General features: G+C 69.6%; 16 protein-coding genes. 8 read left to right on the top strand and 8 right to left on the bottom strand.

Features of this window, described 5'->3' with window-relative positions:
• Positions 1-153 precede the first annotated feature (153 nt).
• The gene (locus MT347_RS00950; RefSeq protein ID WP_243497209.1) at positions 154-2,214 is read left to right on the top strand and encodes an MDR family MFS transporter; all 2,061 of its coding nucleotides are present in this window, start codon (positions 154-156) and stop codon (positions 2,212-2,214) included.
• 66 nt (positions 2,215-2,280) lie between these two features.
• Here the strand turns inward: MT347_RS00950 and MT347_RS00945 are convergent, their stop codons facing one another.
• From MT347_RS00945 to MT347_RS00925, 5 genes are all read right to left on the bottom strand, one after another.
• The gene (locus tag MT347_RS00945) at positions 2,281-4,404 is read right to left on the bottom strand and encodes an RICIN domain-containing protein (RefSeq protein WP_243497208.1); all 2,124 of its coding nucleotides are present in this window, start codon (positions 4,402-4,404) and stop codon (positions 2,281-2,283) included.
• A 78-nt stretch (positions 4,405-4,482) separates the two neighbouring features.
• Positions 4,483-5,829 carry an ABC transporter substrate-binding protein gene (locus MT347_RS00940; protein WP_243497207.1) on the bottom strand — a complete coding sequence of 449 codons (1,347 nt, stop codon included), beginning with the start codon at positions 5,827-5,829 and terminating at the stop codon, positions 4,483-4,485.
• Positions 5,830-5,920: 91 nt separating this feature from the next.
• Positions 5,921-6,766 carry a carbohydrate ABC transporter permease gene (locus MT347_RS00935; RefSeq protein ID WP_243497985.1) on the bottom strand — a complete coding sequence of 282 codons (846 nt, stop codon included), beginning with the start codon at positions 6,764-6,766 and terminating at the stop codon, positions 5,921-5,923.
• A 50-nt stretch (positions 6,767-6,816) separates the two neighbouring features.
• Entirely contained in the window at positions 6,817-7,761 is a 945-nt protein-coding gene (locus tag MT347_RS00930; protein ID WP_243497206.1) for a carbohydrate ABC transporter permease, read from the bottom strand.
• Positions 7,761-9,860, bottom strand: coding sequence for a beta-galactosidase (locus tag MT347_RS00925; protein ID WP_243497205.1), 2,100 nt, complete (start codon positions 9,858-9,860; stop codon positions 7,761-7,763). Before MT347_RS00925 ends, MT347_RS00930 begins: the two co-directional genes overlap by 1 nt.
• A 153-nt stretch (positions 9,861-10,013) precedes the next feature.
• On the opposite strand from MT347_RS00925, the gene MT347_RS00920 reads away from it, so the two are divergent.
• Positions 10,014-11,048, top strand: coding sequence for a LacI family DNA-binding transcriptional regulator (locus MT347_RS00920; protein ID WP_243497204.1), 1,035 nt, complete (start codon positions 10,014-10,016; stop codon positions 11,046-11,048).
• A gap of 25 nt (positions 11,049-11,073) precedes the next feature.
• Here the strand turns inward: MT347_RS00920 and MT347_RS00915 are convergent, their stop codons facing one another.
• The 3 genes from MT347_RS00915 to MT347_RS00905 form a co-directional block, all read right to left on the bottom strand.
• Positions 11,074-12,654 carry an AMP-binding protein gene (locus MT347_RS00915; protein WP_243497203.1) on the bottom strand — a complete coding sequence of 527 codons (1,581 nt, stop codon included), beginning with the start codon at positions 12,652-12,654 and terminating at the stop codon, positions 11,074-11,076.
• A 258-nt stretch (positions 12,655-12,912) separates the two neighbouring features.
• Positions 12,913-14,106, bottom strand: a complete 1,194-nt coding sequence (gene chrA, locus MT347_RS00910) for a chromate efflux transporter (protein WP_243497202.1) — start codon at positions 14,104-14,106, stop codon at positions 12,913-12,915.
• A 41-nt stretch (positions 14,107-14,147) separates the two neighbouring features.
• A complete protein-coding gene (locus tag MT347_RS00905) occupies positions 14,148-15,104 on the bottom strand; it encodes a Gfo/Idh/MocA family protein (RefSeq protein ID WP_243497201.1) in 957 nt (318 codons plus the stop codon).
• A 103-nt stretch (positions 15,105-15,207) separates the two neighbouring features.
• Here MT347_RS00905 and MT347_RS00900 point away from each other — a divergent pair, with 103 nt between their 5' ends.
• From MT347_RS00900 to MT347_RS00875, 6 genes are all read left to right on the top strand, one after another.
• Positions 15,208-16,359, top strand: a complete 1,152-nt coding sequence (locus tag MT347_RS00900) for a polysaccharide deacetylase family protein (RefSeq protein ID WP_243497200.1) — start codon at positions 15,208-15,210, stop codon at positions 16,357-16,359.
• A gap of 154 nt (positions 16,360-16,513) precedes the next feature.
• Positions 16,514-17,641, top strand: coding sequence for a glycosyltransferase family 2 protein (locus tag MT347_RS00895; RefSeq protein WP_243497199.1), 1,128 nt, complete (start codon positions 16,514-16,516; stop codon positions 17,639-17,641).
• A gap of 88 nt (positions 17,642-17,729) precedes the next feature.
• Positions 17,730-17,987, top strand: coding sequence for a glutaredoxin family protein (locus MT347_RS00890; RefSeq protein WP_243497198.1), 258 nt, complete (start codon positions 17,730-17,732; stop codon positions 17,985-17,987).
• 10 nt (positions 17,988-17,997) lie between these two features.
• The gene (locus MT347_RS00885) at positions 17,998-18,936 is read left to right on the top strand and encodes a hypothetical protein (RefSeq protein ID WP_243497197.1); all 939 of its coding nucleotides are present in this window, start codon (positions 17,998-18,000) and stop codon (positions 18,934-18,936) included.
• Between the two features lie 37 nt (positions 18,937-18,973).
• The gene (locus MT347_RS00880) at positions 18,974-20,212 is read left to right on the top strand and encodes a kynureninase (protein ID WP_374206482.1); all 1,239 of its coding nucleotides are present in this window, start codon (positions 18,974-18,976) and stop codon (positions 20,210-20,212) included.
• A gap of 307 nt (positions 20,213-20,519) precedes the next feature.
• The gene (locus MT347_RS00875; protein WP_243497196.1) at positions 20,520-22,268 is read left to right on the top strand and encodes a sodium:proton antiporter; all 1,749 of its coding nucleotides are present in this window, start codon (positions 20,520-20,522) and stop codon (positions 22,266-22,268) included.
• Positions 22,269-22,280: the final 12 nt, after the last annotated feature.

Below are 22,280 nucleotides of genomic sequence, written 5' to 3'. Positions count from 1 at the left end.
CCTGCTCTCGAGCGACGCGCGAAGAGACCCCGACGCCGGGGTGGTTTCTTGCGCCGCCGGACAGCGCTACTATTTGTTTGACTTTCAGCAAACACCTGGCGCCCGACCGAGCCTTCCCTGCCGTCCGCCAGGCCTTCTCGTGAAGAGGACCCGATGTCAGACATCACCCAGAGCCGACGCGCGCGCACCGGCACCACCGACACGGTCATGACGCACCGCATGATCATGTTCGTGATCTTCGGCCTCATGGCCGGCATGTTCCTGTCCGCCCTCGACCAGACCGTGGTCGGCACCTCGATCCGCACGATCGGCGACGACCTGCAGGGCCTCAGCCTGCAGGCGTGGGTCACCACGGCCTACCTGATCGTGTCGACGATCTCGACGCCCATCTACGGCAAGCTCTCCGACATCTTCGGTCGGCGCCCGCTCTTCCTGATCGCCATCGTGATCTTCATCATCGGTTCGGTGCTCGCGAGCTTCTCGACCTCGATGGTCGAACTCGCTGCCTTCCGCGCGATCCAGGGCCTGGGCGCCGGCGGCCTGATGTCGATGCCGCTCGCCATCATGGGCGACATCCTCGCCCCGCGTGAGCGCGCCAAATACCAGGGCTACTTCCTCGCCGTCTTCGGCATCTCCAGCGTCATCGGCCCGCTCGTGGGCGGTCTGTTCGCCGGCGCGAACGAAATCCTGTTCATCACCGGCTGGCGCTGGGTCTTCCTCATCAATGTGCCGATCGGCATCGTGGCGCTGGCGATCGTGTGGCGGTTCCTCCACATCCCGAAGCAGCCGCGCCACTCGGTGCGCATCGACTGGTGGGGTGCCACGACGGTGATCGTCGCGCTCGTCCCACTGCTCCTCGTCGCCGAGCAGGGCCGCGAGTGGGGCTGGGGATCGCCCATCGCCCTCGCCTGCTACGTCGTCGGAGCCCTCGGCATCCTGGCCTTCGTCATCGCGGAAACGAAGATGAAGGATGACGCGCTCATCCCGCTCAAGCTCTTCCGCTCCCCCACCTTCTCGATGGCGACCATCATCGGTGTGCTCGTCGGCTTCGGCATGTTCGGCGCGATGCTCACCCTGCCGCTGTACCTGCAGCTCGTGCTCGGTTCGTCTCCCACGCAGAGCGGGTTCGAGATGCTCCCGATGATCCTGGGGCTCATGATCGCGGCCATCGCGAGCGGTCAGCTCATCGCGCGCACCGGTCGCTACCGCATGTTCCCCATCCTCGGCACGCTGTTGATGTCGATCGGCTTCTTCCTGCTGACGTTCCTGAAGTACGACAGTCCGTACTGGCACGTCGCCATCGCGATGCTCGTCATCGGTCTCGGCCTCGGCCAGCTCATGCAGACGCTCACGATCGCCAGCCAGAACTCCGTCGGCGTGCGCGACATGGGGGTTGCCACCAGCGGCTCGACCTTCTTCCGCCAGATCGGTGGAACGCTCGGCACCGCGGTGCTGCTGTCGCTGCTGTTCACGCTCATGCCCTCGAACATCATCGGTTCGTTCGCCGACCGCGCGACCCTGACCGACGCGCTGGACGCCGCGTTCGACCCGGCAACGGCGTCGGCGCCCGCCAACGAGAAGATCATGTCGTCGATCTATACCCCGATCGTGCAGCAGACGACGGATGCCGTGACCCAGCAGGTGCAGCAGGGTGTGCAGCAGGCGACGGATGCCGCAACGCAGGCCGTGGCGCAGCAGGTGGCCGCGGGGCAGATCCCCGCCGCCGCTCAAGCGCAGGTCACGCAAGCCGCCGTCGCTCAGGCGATTTCGGCCGCGACCGCGCAGATCCAGCAGCAGGTGCCCGTCGCGCGTGTCGACGCCGACGGCGCGGTGAGTCTGGACTTCTCGAACGCCGCCGACCGCACCGCCTTCGTCGACACCGTGGCGACCGACCTCACGGACCGGTTCTCATCGGGCGACGAGGAGACCTCGATCGGGGGATCGGCGATGGATGACACCTCGTTCCTCGTCGGCGCCGACGCCCGGCTGACGAAGCCCTTCCTCGTCGGATTCAACTCGTCCGCGACGAGCGTCTACTGGGTGGCGATGGGCGTCGTGCTGCTCGCGTTCGTGCTGTCGCTGTTCTTCCGCACCCCGCCGCTGCGGGCGAAGTCGGCGCTGCAGGAAGCCGCCGACGAGCGCCGCGGCAAGGACGACGAAGAGAAGCGCGCGGAAGAGGCCGCCGCCCACACGGGCGCGCTGCTGACGCCCTGACACGACAGCACGGGAACGACGAACGCCCGGCCGAGTAATCCGGCCGGGCGTTCGTCGTTGCAACGGTCAGCTGCAGCTGCGCGCGGCGTAGGGGACCGTGATCGTCCCGGTCGCCTCGCCCTTCGTGACGACCACCTGCGCCGAGCCGGACGGCACGGAGGCGGACCGCGTGGCGAAGGCGGCCGTCGAGGTCGCGCCGGCAGCGAGAGTCGCCGACTTGGAGCCCCAGGAGCTCGACATGGCCGCGGTGACCGTGGCGTCGCCGGTGTTGGTCGAGGTCACCATCAGCGTGACCTTCTTGCCGATGCAGCGCGTCTGCGCCGACGACGACACCGAAGCGGACGGATCCACCGGGGCGGTGGCATCCACGATCCTCCACTGATCGGCACCGTCGGAGGCTGCCGACTGCAGGGTCACCGCGCCGTTCGCGGTCGGCGCGCTGACGTAAAGAGACGCGTTCTGCGCCGACTGCAGCGACACGTATCCGTCGGCGCGGGAGACGACGCGGTACAGGCCGCCGTCCTGATCGTCGACCCACGAACCGAGTCGCTGCCCTGCGGTGGCGTTGCCTGTCCAGACGGCCGCCTCGCGACCCCCCGACTTGTTCAGCAGGGTCACCGTGCCGCCGGTGTCCTGACGCACGTGCCACAGCTGGGTGGCGGCCGAGGCATCGGTGCGCGGGTCCTCGACGCGGACGTCGGGCTGGTCGAAGTTGCCGATGCTGGCATCGGTGGTGTTACCCCCCGTACCCAGCACCTGACCGGTCTTCTTGTTGACCAACGTCGCGTACGGGCCGGCAGAGCGACCGAGGTCGACATCGGCCGAGCGGATGACCGACCCGCTTGTGGGACCGCCCCACGTGGCCTGGAGGATGTGGACCAGGCCCGTGTCCTTCACGTACTGCAGATTGCGGCTGTACCCCGAACCGAGCGGAGTCTGACGCTCGACCCACGCGCCGTCGGATCGCCCCGACTCGTTGACCCAGATGTTGCCGCTGCCGTCGGAGTTGAAGATGATCCGTCCATCGGGCAGACCGAGGAGCACCGGGCTCCCTCCGCCCCACAACGGGCGCGAGTTGTTGGCGAGGGGGAGCTGACCCACGGGCGAGCCTCCCGGGGTGCCGAGGCGCCAGAACTGCAGCGGGTCGTCGGCGACCTGGTAGCGACCCGTCGAGCCGCCGCCGAAGTACTCGAACGTCATCATCCACTTGCCATCGGTGGTCTCGGCGATCGTCGTCATCCCGGGGCGTCCGCCGCCGATCTGGGACTTGCCGTTGCCCCTGTCGACGGTGAGGCCGGGCACGTCGATGACGGGCTCGCTCCACGCACCGGTCCCTGTCCACGTCCTGTGCACCAGGATCTGCCCCCGGGAATCGGGCGCGGTGGCGTTGTCGGGGTCGATGCGGGCGACCCCCGTCTGCGGGTCGAATCCGAGGTAGTCGTTCTCGTCGGAGTAGTAGGCGACGAGCGTGCCCCCGATGACCTCCAGGTGCGGCTCCCACACGGGGTCGACCTGTGCCGTGGTGTTCATCGCCGAGATCGCCCCGCCGATATTGCCGGCGCTGCCCCCCTGCCATCCACCGCGGGCGATGATGTCGATCACCGACCACGAGGCTCCCTCGTCGGTGCTCGCGTAGAGCGCGATCGCGACGTTCGAACGGTCACCGTCGTTCGAGGGAACCCACGACGGGTCGGCGGCCTTGCGCTCCTTGTAGTACTCGTCGTCACCCGAGACGACGCTGGACAGAAGCAGCGTGCCGGCTTGCAGAGACCCGACGTCCTGCGGCAGGACGAAGAGGCTCCCGTTCGTCCAGTTACTGACGTACGGGGCGAACTTCGGGTCGCTCGAGGCGTAAGCGGGAGCGGGGACCTGTGACAGCGACTGCCAGGTGGTCCCGTCGTCGTCGCTCTTGTAGACGGGCATGGTCTGTCCGTCTGCGCTGCCGGAGACGGCCACCGTGGACTTCTCGAATGCCATGACCAGGCGCCCGCCCGGCAGCTGCGCCGACTTCGGGTAGACGATGCAGTTGCCACGGCCCTTGAGACAGGGCTCATCGCCGAGCGTCACGATGGCGTCGCCGGAGGCGTTATAGGCCTGGGCCGAGGTCGCACCACCGGCCAGGAGGACGGATGCCGTCACGAGGGCGACGGCGCCGGCGGCGAGGCGCCGACGTAGGGAGGGGGTCTTCATGGATCTCACTTCGCTTCGTTGGGATAGGAGAAGGCCGCAGGCCCCGCGGGAGCTGCTGCTCCCGCGGGGCCGGTGGTGTTACTTGTTGACGTCGAAGCCCTGGCTCTGGCCGTAGGTGACGAGGTTCTCCTGCCAGGCCGTGAGGCCGGCGTTCAGGTCGGAGCGGTTGGCGTATGCCTGCCCCACCGTGTCGGGGAAGACGCTGTTGGCGTACACCTGGTAGGGCAGGTACTCCCAGCCCGGGACGACGTTCTTCGACGACTCGACGAGCACCTGGTTGATCTGCTGCCCGCCGAAGTACTCCGGCGCTTCCTCGAGGAACGCGGGGTCCTCGAGCTGGGCGGTGGTGGAGGGGAATCCGCCGGTTCCGAGGAACACGTCGATGCTGGCGTCGGAGTTGTTCAGCCACTTCAGGAACGCCGCGGCCAGGGCCGGGTTCTTCGACTGCTTGATCACCGACTGCGCGCTTCCGCCGTTCTCCGCCGTGACGGGCGATCCGTCGTAGCTGGGCAGCGGAGCGACACGCCAGTCACCGGCGCCGTCCGGCACGGAGGATTCGAGGATGCCGGGCATCCACGCGCCGGTGATGATCGTCGAGATCGTGCCGTCACCCAGGGCACGGAACCAGTCGTCGCTCCACGTCGGGATGTCGGCGAGCAGGCCCGGCTTCAGCAGCTGGTTCCAGGTGTCGGCCCACTTCTTCGAACCGGCGTCCTGCAGGTCGATCGTGACGGAGCTGCCGTCGGTCTTGTAGGGCTGTCCACCGGCCTGCCAGATGAGCGGCTGCGCGAAACCGGGGTCGCCGGCGTCGTTGGTGATGAACTTCGACGGGTCGGCGGCGGTGAGCTTCTGCGCGTCAGCGATGTACTCGCTCCACGTCGTCGGCACCGACAGCCCGAACTGGTCGAAGACCGCCTTGTTGTAGAGCATGACCATGGGACCGGAGTCCTGCGGGAGGCCGTAGATGCCACCGTTGAGGTTGACCGCTCCCCAGGTGGAGGCCGTGTAGTCGCTCTCGAGGTCGCCGAAGCCGTACGCGCCGAGGTCGAGGAGGCCGTCCGACAGCGCGAACTGCTGCAGCGCGTAGTACTCGATCTGCGCGACGTCGGGTGCACCGCTTCCCGCGGAGATCGCGTTCTGCAGCTTCGTGTACTCATCGGTCGCGGTACCGGCGTTGACGACCGTGACCTTGACGTTCGGGTACTCCTTCATGAAGGCCTCTGCCTGGGCCTCGCCCGACGGCGTCCACGTCCAATAGGTGAGCTCGCCCCCGGCTTCCAGGGCGGCGTCGAGGTCCGAGGCCGAGCCGGGCTGGGCGTTGCCGTTCCCGGACGCGCCGCACGCGGTCAGCGAGACCGCCGCGAGACCGGCGACGATCAGGGTCGCGGCGATGCGCCCGGTCGAGCGCTGTATTGCGTTGAACATGTGAGTTCGTTCCTTCCACTTCTTCGTGCAGGGGGCGGGTGTCCCCCCGGGATCGAGAGTTCGGGTTATCGATCGTCGCGCGGTGCTCTCGTCACTGCTTGACGCTCCCAGCGCTCAGGCCGGACTGCCAGAAGCGCTGTAAGAAGAGGAAGATCACGACGATCGGCACGATCGTGATCAGCGACCCGGTGATGACCAGGTTGTAGATGGCTTGGGCCGAGACGCCCGAGGCCTGGGCGCTCCACTGGTTGAGCCCCACGGTGAGGGGATACCACGCCGGATCGCTCAACATGATGAGCGGCAGGAAGTAGTTGTTCCAGGTCGCCACGATGGCGAACAGCGCCACCGTCACGATGCCGGGGGTCAACAGCCGGATCGAAATCGTGAAGAACGTGCGCATCTCGCCGGCACCGTCCAGGCGGGCGGCCTCCAGCAGCTCGGTGGGCACCGAGTCGATCGCGTAGACCCAGATGAGGTAGAGCCCGAAGGGCGTGATCAGGGACGGGATGATGATCGCCCACGGCGTGTTCGTCAGGCCCATCTGACTGAACAAAAGGAACGTCGGCACCGCGAGCGCCGTGCCCGGCACGGCGACGGCGCCCAGGACCGTGGCGAAGTACGCGCGCTTGCCGGGGAAGGTGTACTTGGCGAGCCCGTACCCGGCGAGGGTCGCCAGCAGCGTGGCCCCGCCCGCGCCGACCACCACGTAGAGCAGCGTGTTGCCGAGCCATCGAACGAAGATCCCGTCGCGGTAGGTGAAGGTGGCGACGATGTTGTCCCACAGCGCGAAGCTGTTGCCGAATCCGAGCCCGAACGTGCTGAACAGGTCGGCCTGCGTCTTGCTCGCGTTGATGACGAGCCACGCCAGCGGGATGAGCGCGTAGATGAGGAACAGGATCATGACGATCGTGAGGGCGAACGACTTCCTCGGCTGCATCACAGAAGTGCGGCGACGGGCTTTCGGGTTGACGGTGCGCAGTGCCGTGGTCATGCGCGGTCCTCCTTACGGGTTCCGCGCAGCTGCACGACGTACGCGATCGCGGCGGTGATGACGCCCATGATGATCGCGACGGTTGCGGCGTAGTTGTACTGCTGACCGGCGAACGACAGGTTGTAGGCGTACATGTTGGGGGTGAAGGAGGAGGAGATGACGTTCTCCGCCAGCGGCTTGAGCACGTTGGGCTCGTTGAAGAGCTGGAAGCTCCCGATGATCGAGAAGATTGTGGCGATCACGATCGCCCCTCGCGCCGCGGGCAGTTTGATCGCCCGGATGACCTGCCAGCCGCGGGCCCCGTCGATCTCGGCCGCCTCGTACAGGTCTGCGGGAATGGTCTTCAGCGCCGAGTAGAAGATGAGCATGTTGTAGCCCACGAACTCCCACGTGACGATGTTGCCGATCGAGGCGAGGATCCATGTACCCGCGAAGGGCTGCAGCACGTCCGCGCCCAGCAGGTCGTTGATGTTGGCGGTCAGACCGAAGTTGTCGCCGTACATGAAGCCCCAGATGAGCACCGCGACGACGGCGGGCACCGCATACGGGAGGAACACCACGATGCGGAAGAAGCCGGAGGCGTAGAGGCGGGCGCTGTCGATCGCGAGGGCGGCGACCATAGCCAGCACGAGCATGATCGGCACCTGGATCAGCAGGAACATCACGACCCGCAGGAACCCGTCCCAGAACTGCGGATCGCTCAGCGCCGTGGCGTAGTTCTCGAGCCCGACGAAGCTGTTCCCCCCGATCAGGCGGTTCTGGAACAGGCTCAGGTACAGCGCGTACCCCAGTGGAGCGATGAACACGAGGACGAAGACCACCGCGAACGGGCCGGTGAACTGCCAGCCCTTCCAGTCCCGTTTGGCTCGGCGCGGCGCGGACGTCGCCGTGCCTCCGGTCGGCAACGCGCGCCGACGCGACGGAGTGTCGAAGACGGCCATCAGGCGCCCGCTTCCTCGGTCTGCGTGAACACGCGGACATCCCAGGCGGTGAGCGCGAGCTCCGTGTCCGCGGAGATCCGCTCCCCCGATACCGCGTCGACGGCGTCGGCCGGGATCGACCACGCGGCCGCATCCCCGCTCCAGTTGAAGACGAACCAATACCTCCGGCCGGAACCGGCGACCCCCGATGAGATCGTGACCGCCTCCGGAACCGCCCCGAACGGCGTCCGGACGGGTGCGAGCAGCCGACGTGCGAGGTCGGCGGCGAGCGTCGGGTCGGGCACCGTGCCGACGACCGTGATGCGTCCGCTCCCCCACACCGACTCCGTGACGGCCGCGAAGTCGCCGAAACGAGGGTGGTGGTACCGCGCGACGACCTCGGCCGTGTCGGGGCGCAGGCCGTCGACCCAGAGACGACCCGAGGCCGCGGACCCGGCACCCTCGAGCGAGACCGGAAGGGCCGTCTCGAGGTTCGAGAACTCCTCGTAGCTGACGCCCGCGGCGTCGGCGAGTCCGGGCGGGGCGACCTGGACGCGCGCCCGGGCTTCGTGGTCGGCGTACGCGGTGCGCGGGCCGAGCACGAGGTGCCCGCCGAGGCGCGCGTAGTCTCGCAGGACGTCGATCTGCGCGTCGGTGAGCACGTATGCGCCGGCGGCCACGAGGACCGGGAAGCGCGCGGCGAGTTCGGCCGCACCGAGCTCGGCCGCCTGCTCGACGTGCAGGATGCGCGATTGCCCGCCGGCATCCAGGATGCCGCGGTGGAACGCGTCCACGATGTGCTCGTACGACTTGTCGTCGGCGCGTCCGTCGCGCGAGAACGGCGGCATGAACTGCATCGCGTAGCGACTCGGAGTCGACCAGAGCACGGCGGCATCCGCGTCGGGCACGAACCCGTCCAGCGCATCGCCGAGCGCGGCGAACTGCGCGCCGATCGCGGCCACCTCGCGGTAAACGCGGCCGGGGACGAGGCTGTGCGGGAGCACGCCGCCCCAGTACGTCTCGGCGCCGTACGGGAGGGTGTGCCAGTGCCAGTACTCGATCATCGCGGCGCCGCGGGACACGAACGCCAGCGCCGCCTGGCGCAACTGGCCGGGGTAGGGCGGGTGATTGCTCTCGGCGGCGTCGATGGCCTGCGCGTTGGTCTCGGTGATCAGGTAGCGCCCCTGCTTCGACGAGTACAGGCGATCGGCCTGGCGGAACAGTCCGGCGACGCCGGTCGTGGTCCAGTAGTTCAGCTGGCTGAGTTCCTTGCCGTGGGCTAGGCGATCCTGCATTCCGTAATAGGGGTTGCCGGAGGTGATGTCGAGGTTCTCGAAGACCGTGCGGTCATCGACTCCCCGACGCGGGTACTGCAGGCACGTCGTGACGAACTGGTCGTCGAGGGCGTACTCGCGCACGATGTTGGCCTGCCACGAGATGAAGTCCGTGGTGATGAGGGCCTGGAAGCGCCGCCACGCGAGGTCGTACTGCGGGAACGTGTTGCCGTCGGGGCGCCACAACTCGCTCCAGTCGGCGATGCGGTGCGACCAGTAGGTCAGGCCCCACTCGCGGTTGAGGGTGTCGACGTCGCCGTAGCGCTCCTTCAGCCAGCGGACGAACTTCGTGAACACGCCGTGGTTGTGGAGGAGCTCGAGGCCGGGTTCGTTGTCGACCTGGTAGCCGATGACGGCGGGGTGCGCGGCGTAGCGGGCGACGATGCGCCGGATGACGCGCTCGGCGTAGTACCGGAAGGCGGGGTGCGAATAGTCGACCTCCTGGCGGGCTCCCCACGCGATCTTCTCGCCGGTGCGGCGCTCGCCCGCGATCTCGGGGTGCGCGGTCTGCAGCCACGGCGGTACCGCGTAGGTGGGGGTTCCGAGGATGACCGCGATACCGCGCTCGTGCGCCGCGTCGAGGACCCGCTCCAACCACTCCAGGTCGAACACGCCCTCCCGGGGCTCCCAGGTCGACCACACAGACTCGCCGACGCGGATGACCGTGATGTCGGCGTCGGCCATGAGATCGAGGTCGAGGTTCACGCGCTCGCTCTGGTGGTACTCGGGGTAATAGGCGACCCCGAAGAGGATCTGCCGCGGGGGTGCGGGCATCGCTGCGGGCATCCGTCGACCTCCATGTCAGGCCGGCAGGGCAACTGTTCTCGATAACAGAACCGGCGTGGAAGCAATTGTTATCGGTAAAAGTTCTGTTTGGCAAGTGCGGCGGTTCGGGTGCAGACTCGTCGTCAACCGCGAGGCTCGGAGAGGAGGCCATCGATGACGATCCACGTCGCCGACACCCCACCCTCGGCCGGTCTTGCCCCGCGCAGACCCGCCACGATCTACGACATCGCCCGCGAAGCGGGGGTGTCGCACCAGTCGGTGAGCCGTTACATGCGCGGCATCGACCAACGCTCGGCCACCCGCGCCAAGATCGAACGAGCCCTCGAGACGCTCGAATACAAGCCGAACCTCACCGCCCGCTCCCTGGTGACGGGACGCTCCCACCGCCTCGGTGCCCTCACGCACGAGATCGACCAGGTCGGTCCGAGCCAGGTGCTGCAGGGCGCGAGCGCGGCGGCGCGCGACGCGGGATATCTCCTCGACATCGTCGCCCTCGACATGAGCGACCCCGGCGAGATCACCCGCGCCCTCGAGATCCTTCTGCAGCACGATCTCGCGGGCGTCGTCGCCCTGGCCTCCACCGACGAGATGCGCAGCGCGATCGCCGGACTGGCCGTCGACGTCCCCGTCCTGCTGTTCTCGGAACAGGACGAAGACGCCGGGCCCGGCCAGCTCAACGGCATCCCGCTCGCGATGGAGCACCTGATCTCTCTCGGACACCGCGACGTGGCACACATCTCCGGCCCGCTGACGTGGTCGGCGGCGAGAAACCGACGACTCGCGTACGAGCGTCTCGTGACCGAGCGGGGTCTGGTGTCGACGGGAGACGTCGAGGGAGACTGGTCGGCCGAGTCCGGCCATCGCGCCACACGGGAGCTGCTCGCGCTCGGGCGGCCCACGGCCATCGTCGCCGCGAACGACCAGATGGCCCTCGGGGCCTTGCTCGCCCTGTCGGAGGCGGGTCTCGACGTTCCGGGCGACGTCAGCGTCACGGGCCTCGACGACACCCCCGAATCGGCGTTCTTCTCACCGCCCCTGACCACCGTGCGGGTGGACTTCCGCGCCGAGGGCCGCGACGCAGTGAACGCGCTGCTGCGCAGCGTCCGCGCGCCCGAGGTGATCGACGGCGCACCCGAGCCGCTGACGCTGGTCGTGCGGCGCTCGACCGGACCGGCGCGCCGCCTCTAGCCGGAGCCGTCACCGGCCTCGACGTTCAGCGCTCCCGCGCCCGCAGGTCCTTCCGCAGGATCTTGCCCGAGGTGGACTTCGGGATGACGTCGATGAACTCCACGCGGCGCACCTTCTTGTGCGGGGCGACGTTCTCGGCCACGAACGCCATCACATCCTCCGCCGACAGGCCCGCGTCCGGTGCCGCCACGACGAACGCCTTGGGGATCTCCTCGCCGTCGTCTCCGCGGACGCCGATGACCGCGGCATCCTGGATCTTCGGATGCGACAGCAGCAGGGCCTCGAGCTCCGCCGGGGCGATCTGGTAGCCGTGGTACTTGATGAGCTCCTTCAGTCGATCGACGATCGTGAAGTAGCCGTCGACGTGGTGCACGCCGATGTCGCCGGTGTGCAGGAATCCGTCGGCGTCGAGGGTCTCGGCCGTGGCGTCGGGCCGGTTCAGGTAGCCGAGCATCACGTTCGGTCCGCGGACCCAGATCTCCCCCGGCGCCGTCAATCCGTCGTCGCCGTGCTCCTCGAGCTCCGCCCCGCTCTCGGGGTCGACGAGCTTGGCCTCGCAGTTGGGGATGAGCACGCCGACCGAGCTCACCGGCATCCCTCCCTCCGCCGGAATGGCGTGCGACACCGGGCTCAGCTCGCTCATGCCGTAGCCCTGGAAGAAGCGGGCGCCGATTCGCCGCCCCGCGGTCTCGGCCGTCTCACCGTCGAGCGGGGCCGCGCCCGAGAACACGCTGTGCACGCTCGAGAGGTCGAACTGCTCGACGGCGGGGTGCTTGGCGAGGGCGACGGCGATGGGCGGGGCGATGAAGAGGAACGTGCAGCGGTGATCCTGGATGACGCGGAGGAACTCCATCAGGTCGAACCGCGGCATCGTCACGAGGGTCGCGCGCTGACGTAGGGCCAGGTTGAGCAGCACCGTCATGCCGTAGATGTGGAAGAACGGCAGCACCGCGAGCACGCGGTCGTCGGGGCCGATCTCGATCACCGGACGACACTGGTGGACGTTCGCGACGAGGTTGCGGTGCGAGAGCATCACGCCCTTGGGCACCCCGGTGGTGCCCGACGAGTAGGGCAGCACGGCGACGTGCGTGGCCGGGTCGATGGTGACCTCAGGCGGCGTCCGTTGCTCGCTCAGCAGCGTGCGCAGATCGGGGTGCCCCTCGGCGCCGTCGAGCACGATCACCCGGTCGTCGGTGATGCCGACCGCGCGCGCGGCCTCCAACGCCGGCGGCAGCAGCGGCGACACGGTCACGAGCCAGGTGGCCGCGGCATCGCGCAACTGGTTCTCGATCTCGTGCGCGGTGTAGAGGGAGTTGATCGTGGTGATGGCCGCCCCGAGCCTCAGGATGCCGTGGAACACGGTCGCGAACGCGGGAACGTTCGGGCACAGCATCGCGACGACGGTGTCGGTGCCGACACCGCGGGCGGCGAGCGCTCCCGCGACGGCGTCGACCTGCGCGCGCAGCGCACCGTAGGTGGTCTCGGCGCCGCTTGCCGGGTCCACCAGGGCCACCCGATCGAGGTCGCCGTCGTCGAGTGAGCCGAACAGATAGTCGTAGATGCTCTGGTCGGGGATCTCGACGGGCGGGTGGGGGCTGTGGAACACGGTTCTCTCCCTCGAAAACACCGGCGGCGTCGCCGTGCGCTCATCCTGGCACCGCCGGTACCCGGTGTCACGCTTCGCGGAGACGAGTCTCAGGATGCCGCGAGGTGCCGCGGTCGTGCGGAGCGGCGGTGCACAACGCAGGAAGAACGTCGGCGCCACCTGTCGCGGGCCCCGGAATTCTGCGGACCGCTCGGAGGCGGCGGCCATATCTCCTGCGTTGTGCACGCTGCGTCGTGCGCACCGCGAACACGCGACCGCTCACACGAACGCCAGCACGATCCCGCCCGCGGCGCCCACGAGGACCACCGCCCACGCGGGCGTGCGGAACACCGCGAGGAGCACGAAGCCCACCGCGGCGAGGACGAGCGGCCCGGGCCCCGTGATCGCGGTGGTGAACACGGGCGTGTAGAGCGCGGCGCCCAGGATGCCGACGACGGCAGCGTTGGCTCCGCGCATCGCGGCCCGCACGCGCGGGCGATCGCGCAGGGCGTCCCAGAACGGGAGCGCACCGACGAGCACGAGGAAGCCGGGGAGGAAGATCGCGCCCAGCGCGAGGGCGGCCCCCGGGATGCCACCGGGCCCGGCCCCCGAGACGGTGCCGAGGTACGCCGCGAAGGTGAAGAGCGGCCCCGGCACGGCTTGGGCGGCGGCGTACCCGGTGAGGAAGGACTCGGGCGAGATCCAGCCCGTCTCCACGACCCCCGCCTGGAGGAGGGGAAGGACGATGTGTCCGCCACCGAAGACGAGCGCACCCGCGCGGTAGAAGGCGTCGACGAGGGACACGGTGCTCCATCCCGTGAGTGCGGCGAGCAGCGGCAGCGTCACCAGGCCGCCGACGAAGACGACGAGGCACGCGACCGCCACACTCCTTCGCACACCGAACGTCGCCGATGGCACCGAGGTGTCCTCGTCGGTCTCGCGCAGCAGGACGACACCGGCCACCGCCCCGATCGCGAGGGCGGCGAGTTGACCCGGGGCGGCGGGGAGCAGCAGCGCCAGAGCGAGAGCTGCGACCGCGATGCCCGCGCGCGGCGCGTCGGGGGTGAGGGAGCGCGCCATCCCCCACACGGCGTGGGCGACGATCGCGACGGCCACGATCTTCAACCCGGACAGGATGCCGTCGCCGACGACGCCGCCCAGCACGGCCGCACCCCCGGCGAAGGCGACGAGGAGAAGAGCCGACGGAAGGGTGAACGCGGCGAAGGCGGCCAACGCTCCGAGCACGCCCGCCCGCTGCAGGCCCATCGCGAAGCCCACCTGGCTCGACGCCGGACCCGGCAGGAACTGGCACAACGCGACGAGGTCGGCGTAGGCGCGGTCGTCCATCCACTTCCGCCGCACGACGAGGTCGTCGCGGAAGTAGCCGAGGTGGGCGATCGGGCCGCCGAAGGACGTCAGGCCCAGACGGAGGAACACGAGGAACACCTCGCCCACGCGACCCGGTCTCTGCATCCCGGCATCCTCCCGTCGCGGGGGAAACAACGGGTGAACCCTCAGACCAGGGGGTGCTCGAGCAGTTCGTCGACGATCCGCAGGGTCAGGGCGGTGAGGTCCTGGTCCGCGGTGATGTCGGTGCCGGCGACGGCGTCCACGAAACGCCGCACCTCCCCGACCATGGGGTTGTCGTCGGCCTCCACCGTGATCCCGCGCGCCGCACCGCCGCGCGGGGTGAGCACGAGTCTCCGCGGCGCGTCGATCGCGTCGATGAGCAGCGAGGCTTCCTCGCCCTGGATCTCGCTCGACAGACTCGTGTCGGTGATCTTCGACCACGCGACGTCGGCCACGAAGCCCTCGTAGGCGGCCAGCGCACTGCCGAGCCCGTCCGTTCCCGATCCGATCCCCACGCGCACGCCCTGCACGGCGCGCGGTTCCCCGAAGAGACGCACGAGCGCGTGCAGCGGGTAGACCCCGAGATCGCGCAGGGCGCTCCCGCCCAGGGCGGGATCGAAGATGTTCGTCTGCCGACCGGCCAGCACCTCGTCGTACCGCGCCGACCGTTTCTCGTAGCGCAGAGAGACCCGCCGGACGGTCCCGAGTTCCGGCAGCGCCGCCCGGACCGCGGCCAGACCCGGGTCGTAGGCCGTGCGCATCGCCTCGAGCAGGACGACACCGCGTCGACGAGCGTGGGCGACCGCGGCATCCCACTCCCCCGCCGTCAGCACCGCGGGCTTCTCGACCAGCACCGGGATGCCGGCATCCACCGCCGAGGCGATCTGCTCGGCGTGCACGGAGTTCGGGCTGGCGAGGTACACGGCGTCGACGTCGTCCGCGGCGAGGAGGTCGTCGAGACCGACCGCGACGCCGGGAGCCCCGACCCGGTCGGCGAACGCGCGGGCGCGCTGCGCGTCGCGCGATGCGACCCGGGACACCTCCGCGCCCTCCACGGTCGCCACCGCCTGCGCGAAGCGTTCGGAGATGGAACTGGTGCCGACGATGCCGAGGCGGATCATGCCTCCATCCTGCCGTGCCGTCACCGCGCGGCGTGGCGCGTCCCGCGCAGGCGCGTGCCGTATCGATAGGATCGCGGCGACCCGCCCGCCGACCCGAGGCATCATGACCGTCACCCGAGCCGAGCACCGTCGCCGCACCTCTCGCCGCGTGCGCCTGCGCCGCACCGTCGTCGCCACCCTCGCCATCGTGCTGATCGGCGGGGGCGTCACCGCCTTCGCCCTCACGCGTGGTCCGTCCGCCGCTCCCACCGCCGAAACGGTGTCGTCGAGCGAGCCGACCCCCAGCCCGACACCCACACCCACCCCCCGGAGCCCGGCCGAGGAACTGCTGGCGAGCGCGACCGATCCGAAGGCGTGTGCGGTGTCGTTCACCGGCGACGGCATCGCCCTCGGCCCGCAGCTGCAGTCCGAGGACCTCCGGTACGACGCGCTCCCCCTTCCCCGGACCGACGGACGCGTGTTCGCCGGGTGGTACGCCACCGCTGCCGACGCGAGCTCGCTGAACACCGCCGAGCGCGTGAACGGCGCCGACCTCGTCACCTGCACGGAGCGTCAGCGAACCCTGTTCGCGGGGTGGACGACGCCCGAGGCGAACCAGGCGGAGGACACCGAGCTCCCGATCCTCATGTACCACCAGTTCACGCAGAAGCCCGAGGGCGAAGACAACTGGCTGCGCGGCAACTACGCCTACATCGGCGACTTCGACGCGCAGATGGCCCACATCCAGGAGGGCGCGTTCTACCTCCCCACGTGGGACGAGGTGAGCGCCTTCATCGACGGCGCGCTCTTCCTGCCGAAGCGCTCCGTCGTGATCACCGATGATGACGCCGACAGCACCTGGCTCGAACTGGCCGCCCCGATCGTCGACGGGCGGAACCTGTTGACCACCTCCTTCGTCATCACGTCCGCCCGGACCGAACCCACCCCGAATCGCTTCGTGATGCAGCGCTCGCACACGCATGACATGCACCGCGCGGGCGCCAACGGCAAGGGCCGCATGGTCAACGACGACGCCGACACGATCGCCGCCGACCTCGAGACCTCGGCGCAGATCCTCGGCGCCAAAGAGGTCATCGCCTACCCCTTCGGTCACTACGACGACACGGCGAAGGAGGGCGTCCGACGGGCGGGGTTCGACCTGGCCCGCGGCATAGAACCCGGGTACGTGCGGATCGGGACCGATAAGCTGGCCCTGCCCGTCGTCCGTATCGACTACGGCATGACCGTCGAAGACCTCCAGGCCAAGATCGGCTGACCTCGCTCCCGTCGACATCCGCGCCACCGCTGCGCATCCGACGCTGGGGCGGGCAACCGCTAGCTCACAGGTACGTCCGCCACAATCCTGTGAAGGCACGCGTCGGCCTCACTACGCTGTCTTTCCCTGACTTCCCACGAAAACGCGAGTACCCATGGATCTTTCCGTCATCGTTCCGACCTTCAACGAGGGTCCGAACGTCGCCGAACTCGTGCGTCGCACGACGGATGCCATGGCGGGTCGAATCGTCGAAGTGATCTTCGTCGACGACTCCACCGACGACACTCCCGACGTCATCCGTGCGGTCGCCGCGACCGCGGACATCCCGGTGCGCCTGATCCACCGCGACGACCCGCGGGGCGGGCTCGGCGGTGCCGTGGTGGAGGGCATCAAAGCCGCCGCCTCCGATCGGTGCGTGGTGATGGACGGCGACCTGCAGCATCCGCCGGAGGTCATCGCGTCCCTCCTCGCCCGCGCCGAGCAGGGCGACGTCGATGTGGTCGTGGCATCCCGGTACGTCGCCGGGGGCACCTCCGACGGTCTCGCCAACGCGGTGCGCACCACGGTGTCGCGCGCGTCGACGCTGCTGACCAAGTCGATGTTCCCGAAGAAGCTGCACAACTGCTCCGACCCGATGACCGGGTTCTTCCTCGTGGACCGTCGTGCCCTCGAGATCGAGACGCTGCAGCCGCGAGGGTTCAAGATCCTGCTCGAGATCCTCGCTCGCAAGCAGATGCGCATCGCCGAGGTACCGTTCTCGTTCGCTCCCCGCTTCGCGGGCGAGTCGAAGGCGTCGTTCAGCCAGGGCATGCGGTTCCTGCTGCAGCTGACGATGCTGCGCTTCGGCCGCATGTCGGCCTTCGCCCTCGTGGGTGGCCTCGGAGCCGTCGCCAACCTGGCCATCATGTGGGCGCTGCAGATGGTGGGCGTGCAATACATCGTCGCCGCGGTCATCGCGAGCGTGGTGACCATCGTGGCGAACTTCCTCGCCCTCGAATACCTGGTGTTCGCCGACATGCGCGCCGAGTCGGGACTCATGCGCCACCGCTTCGTCAAGTCGTTCACCTTCAACGGTGTCGAGGCGATCATCCGCATCCCGGTCATCTGGGTGCTGGTGAGCCAGGCGCACATCCAGAGCGTCGTCGCCGCAGGACTCACCCTCGTCGCAGCCTTCGTCGTGCGCTTCGTCTTCCACGCGCTCGTCGTCTACGCCCCCAAGAAGAGCCGTATCGGTAAAGTCGCTCGCGCCATCGAACCCCTCGAAGACGAAGTCACCGCCTGACATCCGCGGAGGCGGGAAACGTGCGGGACACGCTCGGCTCGCGTTCTCGGCCGGGTCCGGTGTCGGTGCATCGGCGTACGCTGGAGACATGTCTTCCGACGCAACCATTCGTATGTTCGGCGCCGACTGGTGCCGCGATTGCATCCGCACCAAGAAGCAGCTCGACGAGCTGGGGATCGACTACGAGTACGTCGATCTGGTGGCCGACCCCGCTGCGGCCGATGTCGCGAAAGAGATCTCGGGTCGCACGAGCATCCCCGTGGTCGTCTACCCCGACTCCAGCCACCACGTCGAGCCCTCCAACGCCGACGTCGAGACCAAGCTGCGCGAGCTGTCGCTGATCTGACCGGGTCGACGTGACCCTCTCCGCCGCCTGGCCCGTCCGGCGAGCACTCACCTCCGAATCCGGCACCGCCCTCCCGGCGTTCATCGACCATCACGTGCACCTGCACCTGATCGACGCGGCGGCGCTGTCCGCGCGAGGTATCGCCGCGGTGGTCGATCTCGGCGGAGACCCGGTCGTCCTCGCTCGTCGTGCGAGCGGTTTCCCCCGCGTCTCCTACGCGGGGGCGTTCCTCACCGCTCCTGGCGGGTATCCACAGGGGCGGTCATGGGCCCCGGATGCCATCGTGCGCGTCGTCACCGACGCGTCCCGGCATCCGGGGGTCGCCCGTGGAGCGCAGACGATCGTCGACGAGCAGGCGGATGCCGGCGCATCGGTCATCAAGGTGGCCCTCCACGCCGACGCGGGTCCGGTGATGTCCGACGACATCCTCGCGGGCATCGTCGCGGCGGCCGCCGAGCGTGGCCTCCCGGTCGTCGCGCACGCGCAGGGAGCCGGGCAGGTCGAGCGGGCGGTCGAGGCGGGGGTCGCCGCCCTCGCGCACACACCCTTCGACGCGCCCGTGTCGCGGCGCACCCTCTCGCGCGCCATCGCTGCGGGCCAGGCGTGGATCTCGACCCTCGACATCCATCGCGGACCCGCCCGCGCGCAGGCGATCGCGAACCTTCGCGCCTTCGCCGTGCGCGGTGGACGAGTGCTCTACGGAACCGACCTCGGGAACGGTCCCCTGCCGGTCGGCCTGAACCGCCGCGAGCTGCTGGCCCTGCACGAGGCCGGTGTGCGCGGCGACGCGCTCGTGGCCACCCTCACCGATCCGTGGCCGCACGTCGAGGCGACGGGCGCGGTCTCCACCTTCCTGCCGGGTCCTTCACCCGCCGATCCCGACGACCTGCCGACCTGGCTCAGCCACGGCACCGTGGTCGTCACCGAGGAGCTCACGCGTGTCGACTGACCCCACCCCCGACTTCGGCTCCGTCGACGGTCTCGAGGTGCCCCGCGTCTCGCTCGAGGCCGAAGCCGCGGCCCTCGACGCCGACGACCCGTTGGCGCACCACCGCGCGGCGTTCGTCGGCGCCGAGACGTCGCTCATCTACTTCGATGGCAACTCGCTCGGGCGCCCCCCGCGCGCCACCGCCGACCGCCTCGCCCGCTTCGTCACCGACGAATGGGGTGGTCGCCTCATCCGCGGATGGGACGAGCAGTGGATGCAGCTGCCCTTCACGATCGGCGACCGCATCGGGGCACTCGCGCTCGGCGCGGCATCCGGTCAGACGGTCATCGGCGACTCGACGACGGTGCTGCTCTACAAGCTGATCCGAGCGGCCCTCGACGCGCAGATGCGCACCGATCCGCGACGGACGGAGATCGTGGTGGGCCGCGACGATTTCCCCACCGATCGGTACCTCGTGGAGGGCATCGCGGCCGAGCGCGGCGCCCGCGTCGTCTGGGTCGACGTCGACACCTCCCGCGGAGTGGATGCCGACCTGCTCCGCGCCGCGGTGAACCAGCGCACCGCCGTGGTGCTGCTGAGCCACGTGTCGTACCGCTCGGGGTACCTCGCAGACGGCGCCGGGCTGACGGCGATCGCACACGACGCCGGCGCCCGCGTCCTGTGGGACCTCTGCCACTCGGCCGGCTCCGTTCCTGTCGAGCTCGACGCGTGGGGCGCCGACCTCGCCGTCGGCTGCACCTACAAGTACCTCAACGGTGGGCCCGGCTCGCCGGCGTTCGCCTACGTCGCCGAGGGCCTTCAGGACACCCTGACCCAGCCCGTGCAGGGGTGGATGGGCGCAGCCGACGTGTTCTCGATGGGCCCGGTGTATCGCCCGGCCGACGGCATGCGCCGGTTCCTCTCGGGCACGCCCCCGGTGCTGGCGATGATCGCGATGCAAGACACCCTCGACCTGCTCGAGGAAGCCGGGATCGAGGCTGTGCGCGCGAAGTCGATCGCGCTGACCGAGTTCGCGGTGCGGGTGGCCGATGGCATCCTGGGTCCCCTCGGGGTGCGGCTCGCCTCGCCACGCGACGCCGGCGAACGAGGCGGACACGTGACGCTGTCGCACCCCGCGATGCGGGCCGTCACCGCACGCCTGTGGGAAGACGACGTCATCCCCGACTACCGCGATCCGCACGGCCTGCGGATCGGCCTGTCTCCATTGTCGACGAGCTTCGTGGAGACGCTGGCGGGCCTGCGCGCGGTCGCGGCGGCGGTGCGCGCGGAGGCCTGAGGCGGGGTCGCGGGTCACGCCAGGTCGCGGGTCACGGCTCGCGCCGGGTCGCGGGTCGCGGGTCGCGGGTCGCGGCGGGTCGCGGGTCGCGCCAGGTCGCGGGCTGCGACTCGCGGGGTCACGGCTCGTGCGAACGGCGCAGCCGGCGGTCGCCGCGAGACGGCATCTCGCCGACGTCCCGGCTGCAGGCTGCACCCGTCTCGTCAGCCGGACGCCGTCTCACCGGTCGGTGGGCCAACGGACGCAGGCTCGCACGGCGACGGCATCGCGGTGCGCAGGGAGAAGACCCGGGGGCTAGCCTCGGTGCATGATCGATCCCCTCCTCGTCGTCATCGCCGGCGTCGTGGTGGTCGCGCTCGCCACGGTCATCGGACCCCGCTTCAACGTGGCGGGTCCGCTCGTGCTCCTCGCCGTGGGCGCGGGAGTGAGCCTTCTGCCGTTCGTCCCGCCGTTCGCGGTGAATCCCGAGATCATCCTCGTGGGGGTGCTGCCCCCGCTGCTGTACTCCGCGGCCGTCCAGCTACCTGCCATCGAGTTCCGGCGCGACTTCGCCCCGATCGCCGGGCTCTCCGTGGTGCTCGTCGTCATCAGTTCCGTCTTGCTGGGCCTGTTCTTCTGGGCGGTCATCCCCGGGCTGGGCCTCGCCCTCTCGATCGCCCTCGGGGCGATCCTGAGCCCCACGGATGCCGTGGCCACCTCGATCGCCAAGCGGCTGGGCATCTCGCCCCGCGTCGTCACGATGCTCGAGGGCGAGAGCCTGCTCAACGACGCCACCGCGCTCGTCCTGCTGCGCACAGCGGTGGCAGCCGTGGCGTCCGGATTCGCATTCGGTGACGCCGTCGCCGACTTCGCCTGGGCCGTCGCCGTCGCGCTCGTGCTCGGCGCCGTCGTCGGCTGGGTGAACCTGCGCGTGCGAGAGCGGCTGGCGAATCCGGCCGCCAACACGGCGCTCAGCTTCACGGTCCCGTTCATCGCCTACCTGCCCACCGAGCACCTCGGTGGGTCGGGGTTGGTGGCCGCCGTCGTCGCCGGAATCGTCACCGGCCAGGGGGCCGCGCGCCGCTTCACGCCCGAGCAGCGCATCAGCGACCGCCTGAACTGGCGCACGGTCGAACTCGTCCTCGAGGGTGGGGTGTTCCTCGTCTTCGGTCTCGAGCTGAAGGACATCGTGGGCGCCAACCTCAGTGAGCGCGAGGGTCTGTGGCACGGCACGTGGCTCGCACTCAGTGCCCTCGGGATCGTGCTGATCGTGCGCGGGCTCTGGGTGGCAGGGCTGATCTGGGTGCAGGGACTCCGCGGGCGCCGCCACGCGCACAGTCAGGGTCGGATCGAGGGGGCCCAGGAGCGTCTCGACCGGTTCGAGGAGGCGTACCGCGAGACGCCTGGGCAGTTCGGCATCCGGGGCGCGGATCCCGCCCGGACGGAGCGCCGGATCGGGTGGATGCGAACCCGAATCGCCCGCACCATGGCCGATCTGGACTACTACCGCGACGCCCCGCTCGGCGCGCGCCACGGCACCGTCATCGTGTGGGCCGGCATGCGCGGGGTGGTGACCCTCGCCGCCGCCCAGACCCTGCCGGAGAACACCCCGCAACGTCCCCTGCTGATCTTCGTGGCGTTCCTCGTCGCACTGTTCAGCCTGGTACTGCAGGGGCTGTCCCTCCCCGCGGTGGTGCGCGTGGTCGGCCTGGACGGGGAGGGGGGCGAGGGGCCGACGCGCGATGAGCAGCGTACGCTCGGCGCGGAGCTGCGCGAAGCCTCGGCCGACGCCCTGCGCGGAGGCACACTCCGGCGGCGCGACGGCGGGTCTTTCCCACCCGAGCTTCTCGAACGCGTGGGAGCCCGCATCGTGCAGCCGCCGGACGAAGACGCCTCCGCGGAAGTGCGCGACTTCCTCGAGCTGCGCCTCGCTTCGATCGAGGCCATGCGCCGGCGCCTGCAGGACGCGGGACGGGACGGCCGCTACAGCACCGCCGCTCTGCGTCACGCCCTCGCCGAGTTGGATGCCGATCAACTGAGCCTGGAACTGCGCATCGACGGCGGCGGGGACGACTGAGGGACGGGAGGA

Origin of the sequence: Microbacterium sp. VKM Ac-2923 (assembly GCF_022815605.1) — a bacterium.
Taxonomy (GTDB): domain Bacteria; phylum Actinomycetota; class Actinomycetes; order Actinomycetales; family Microbacteriaceae; genus Microbacterium.
Note: the sequence above shows the minus strand (reverse complement) of the source record. Positions and strands in the feature narration are given on the sequence as shown.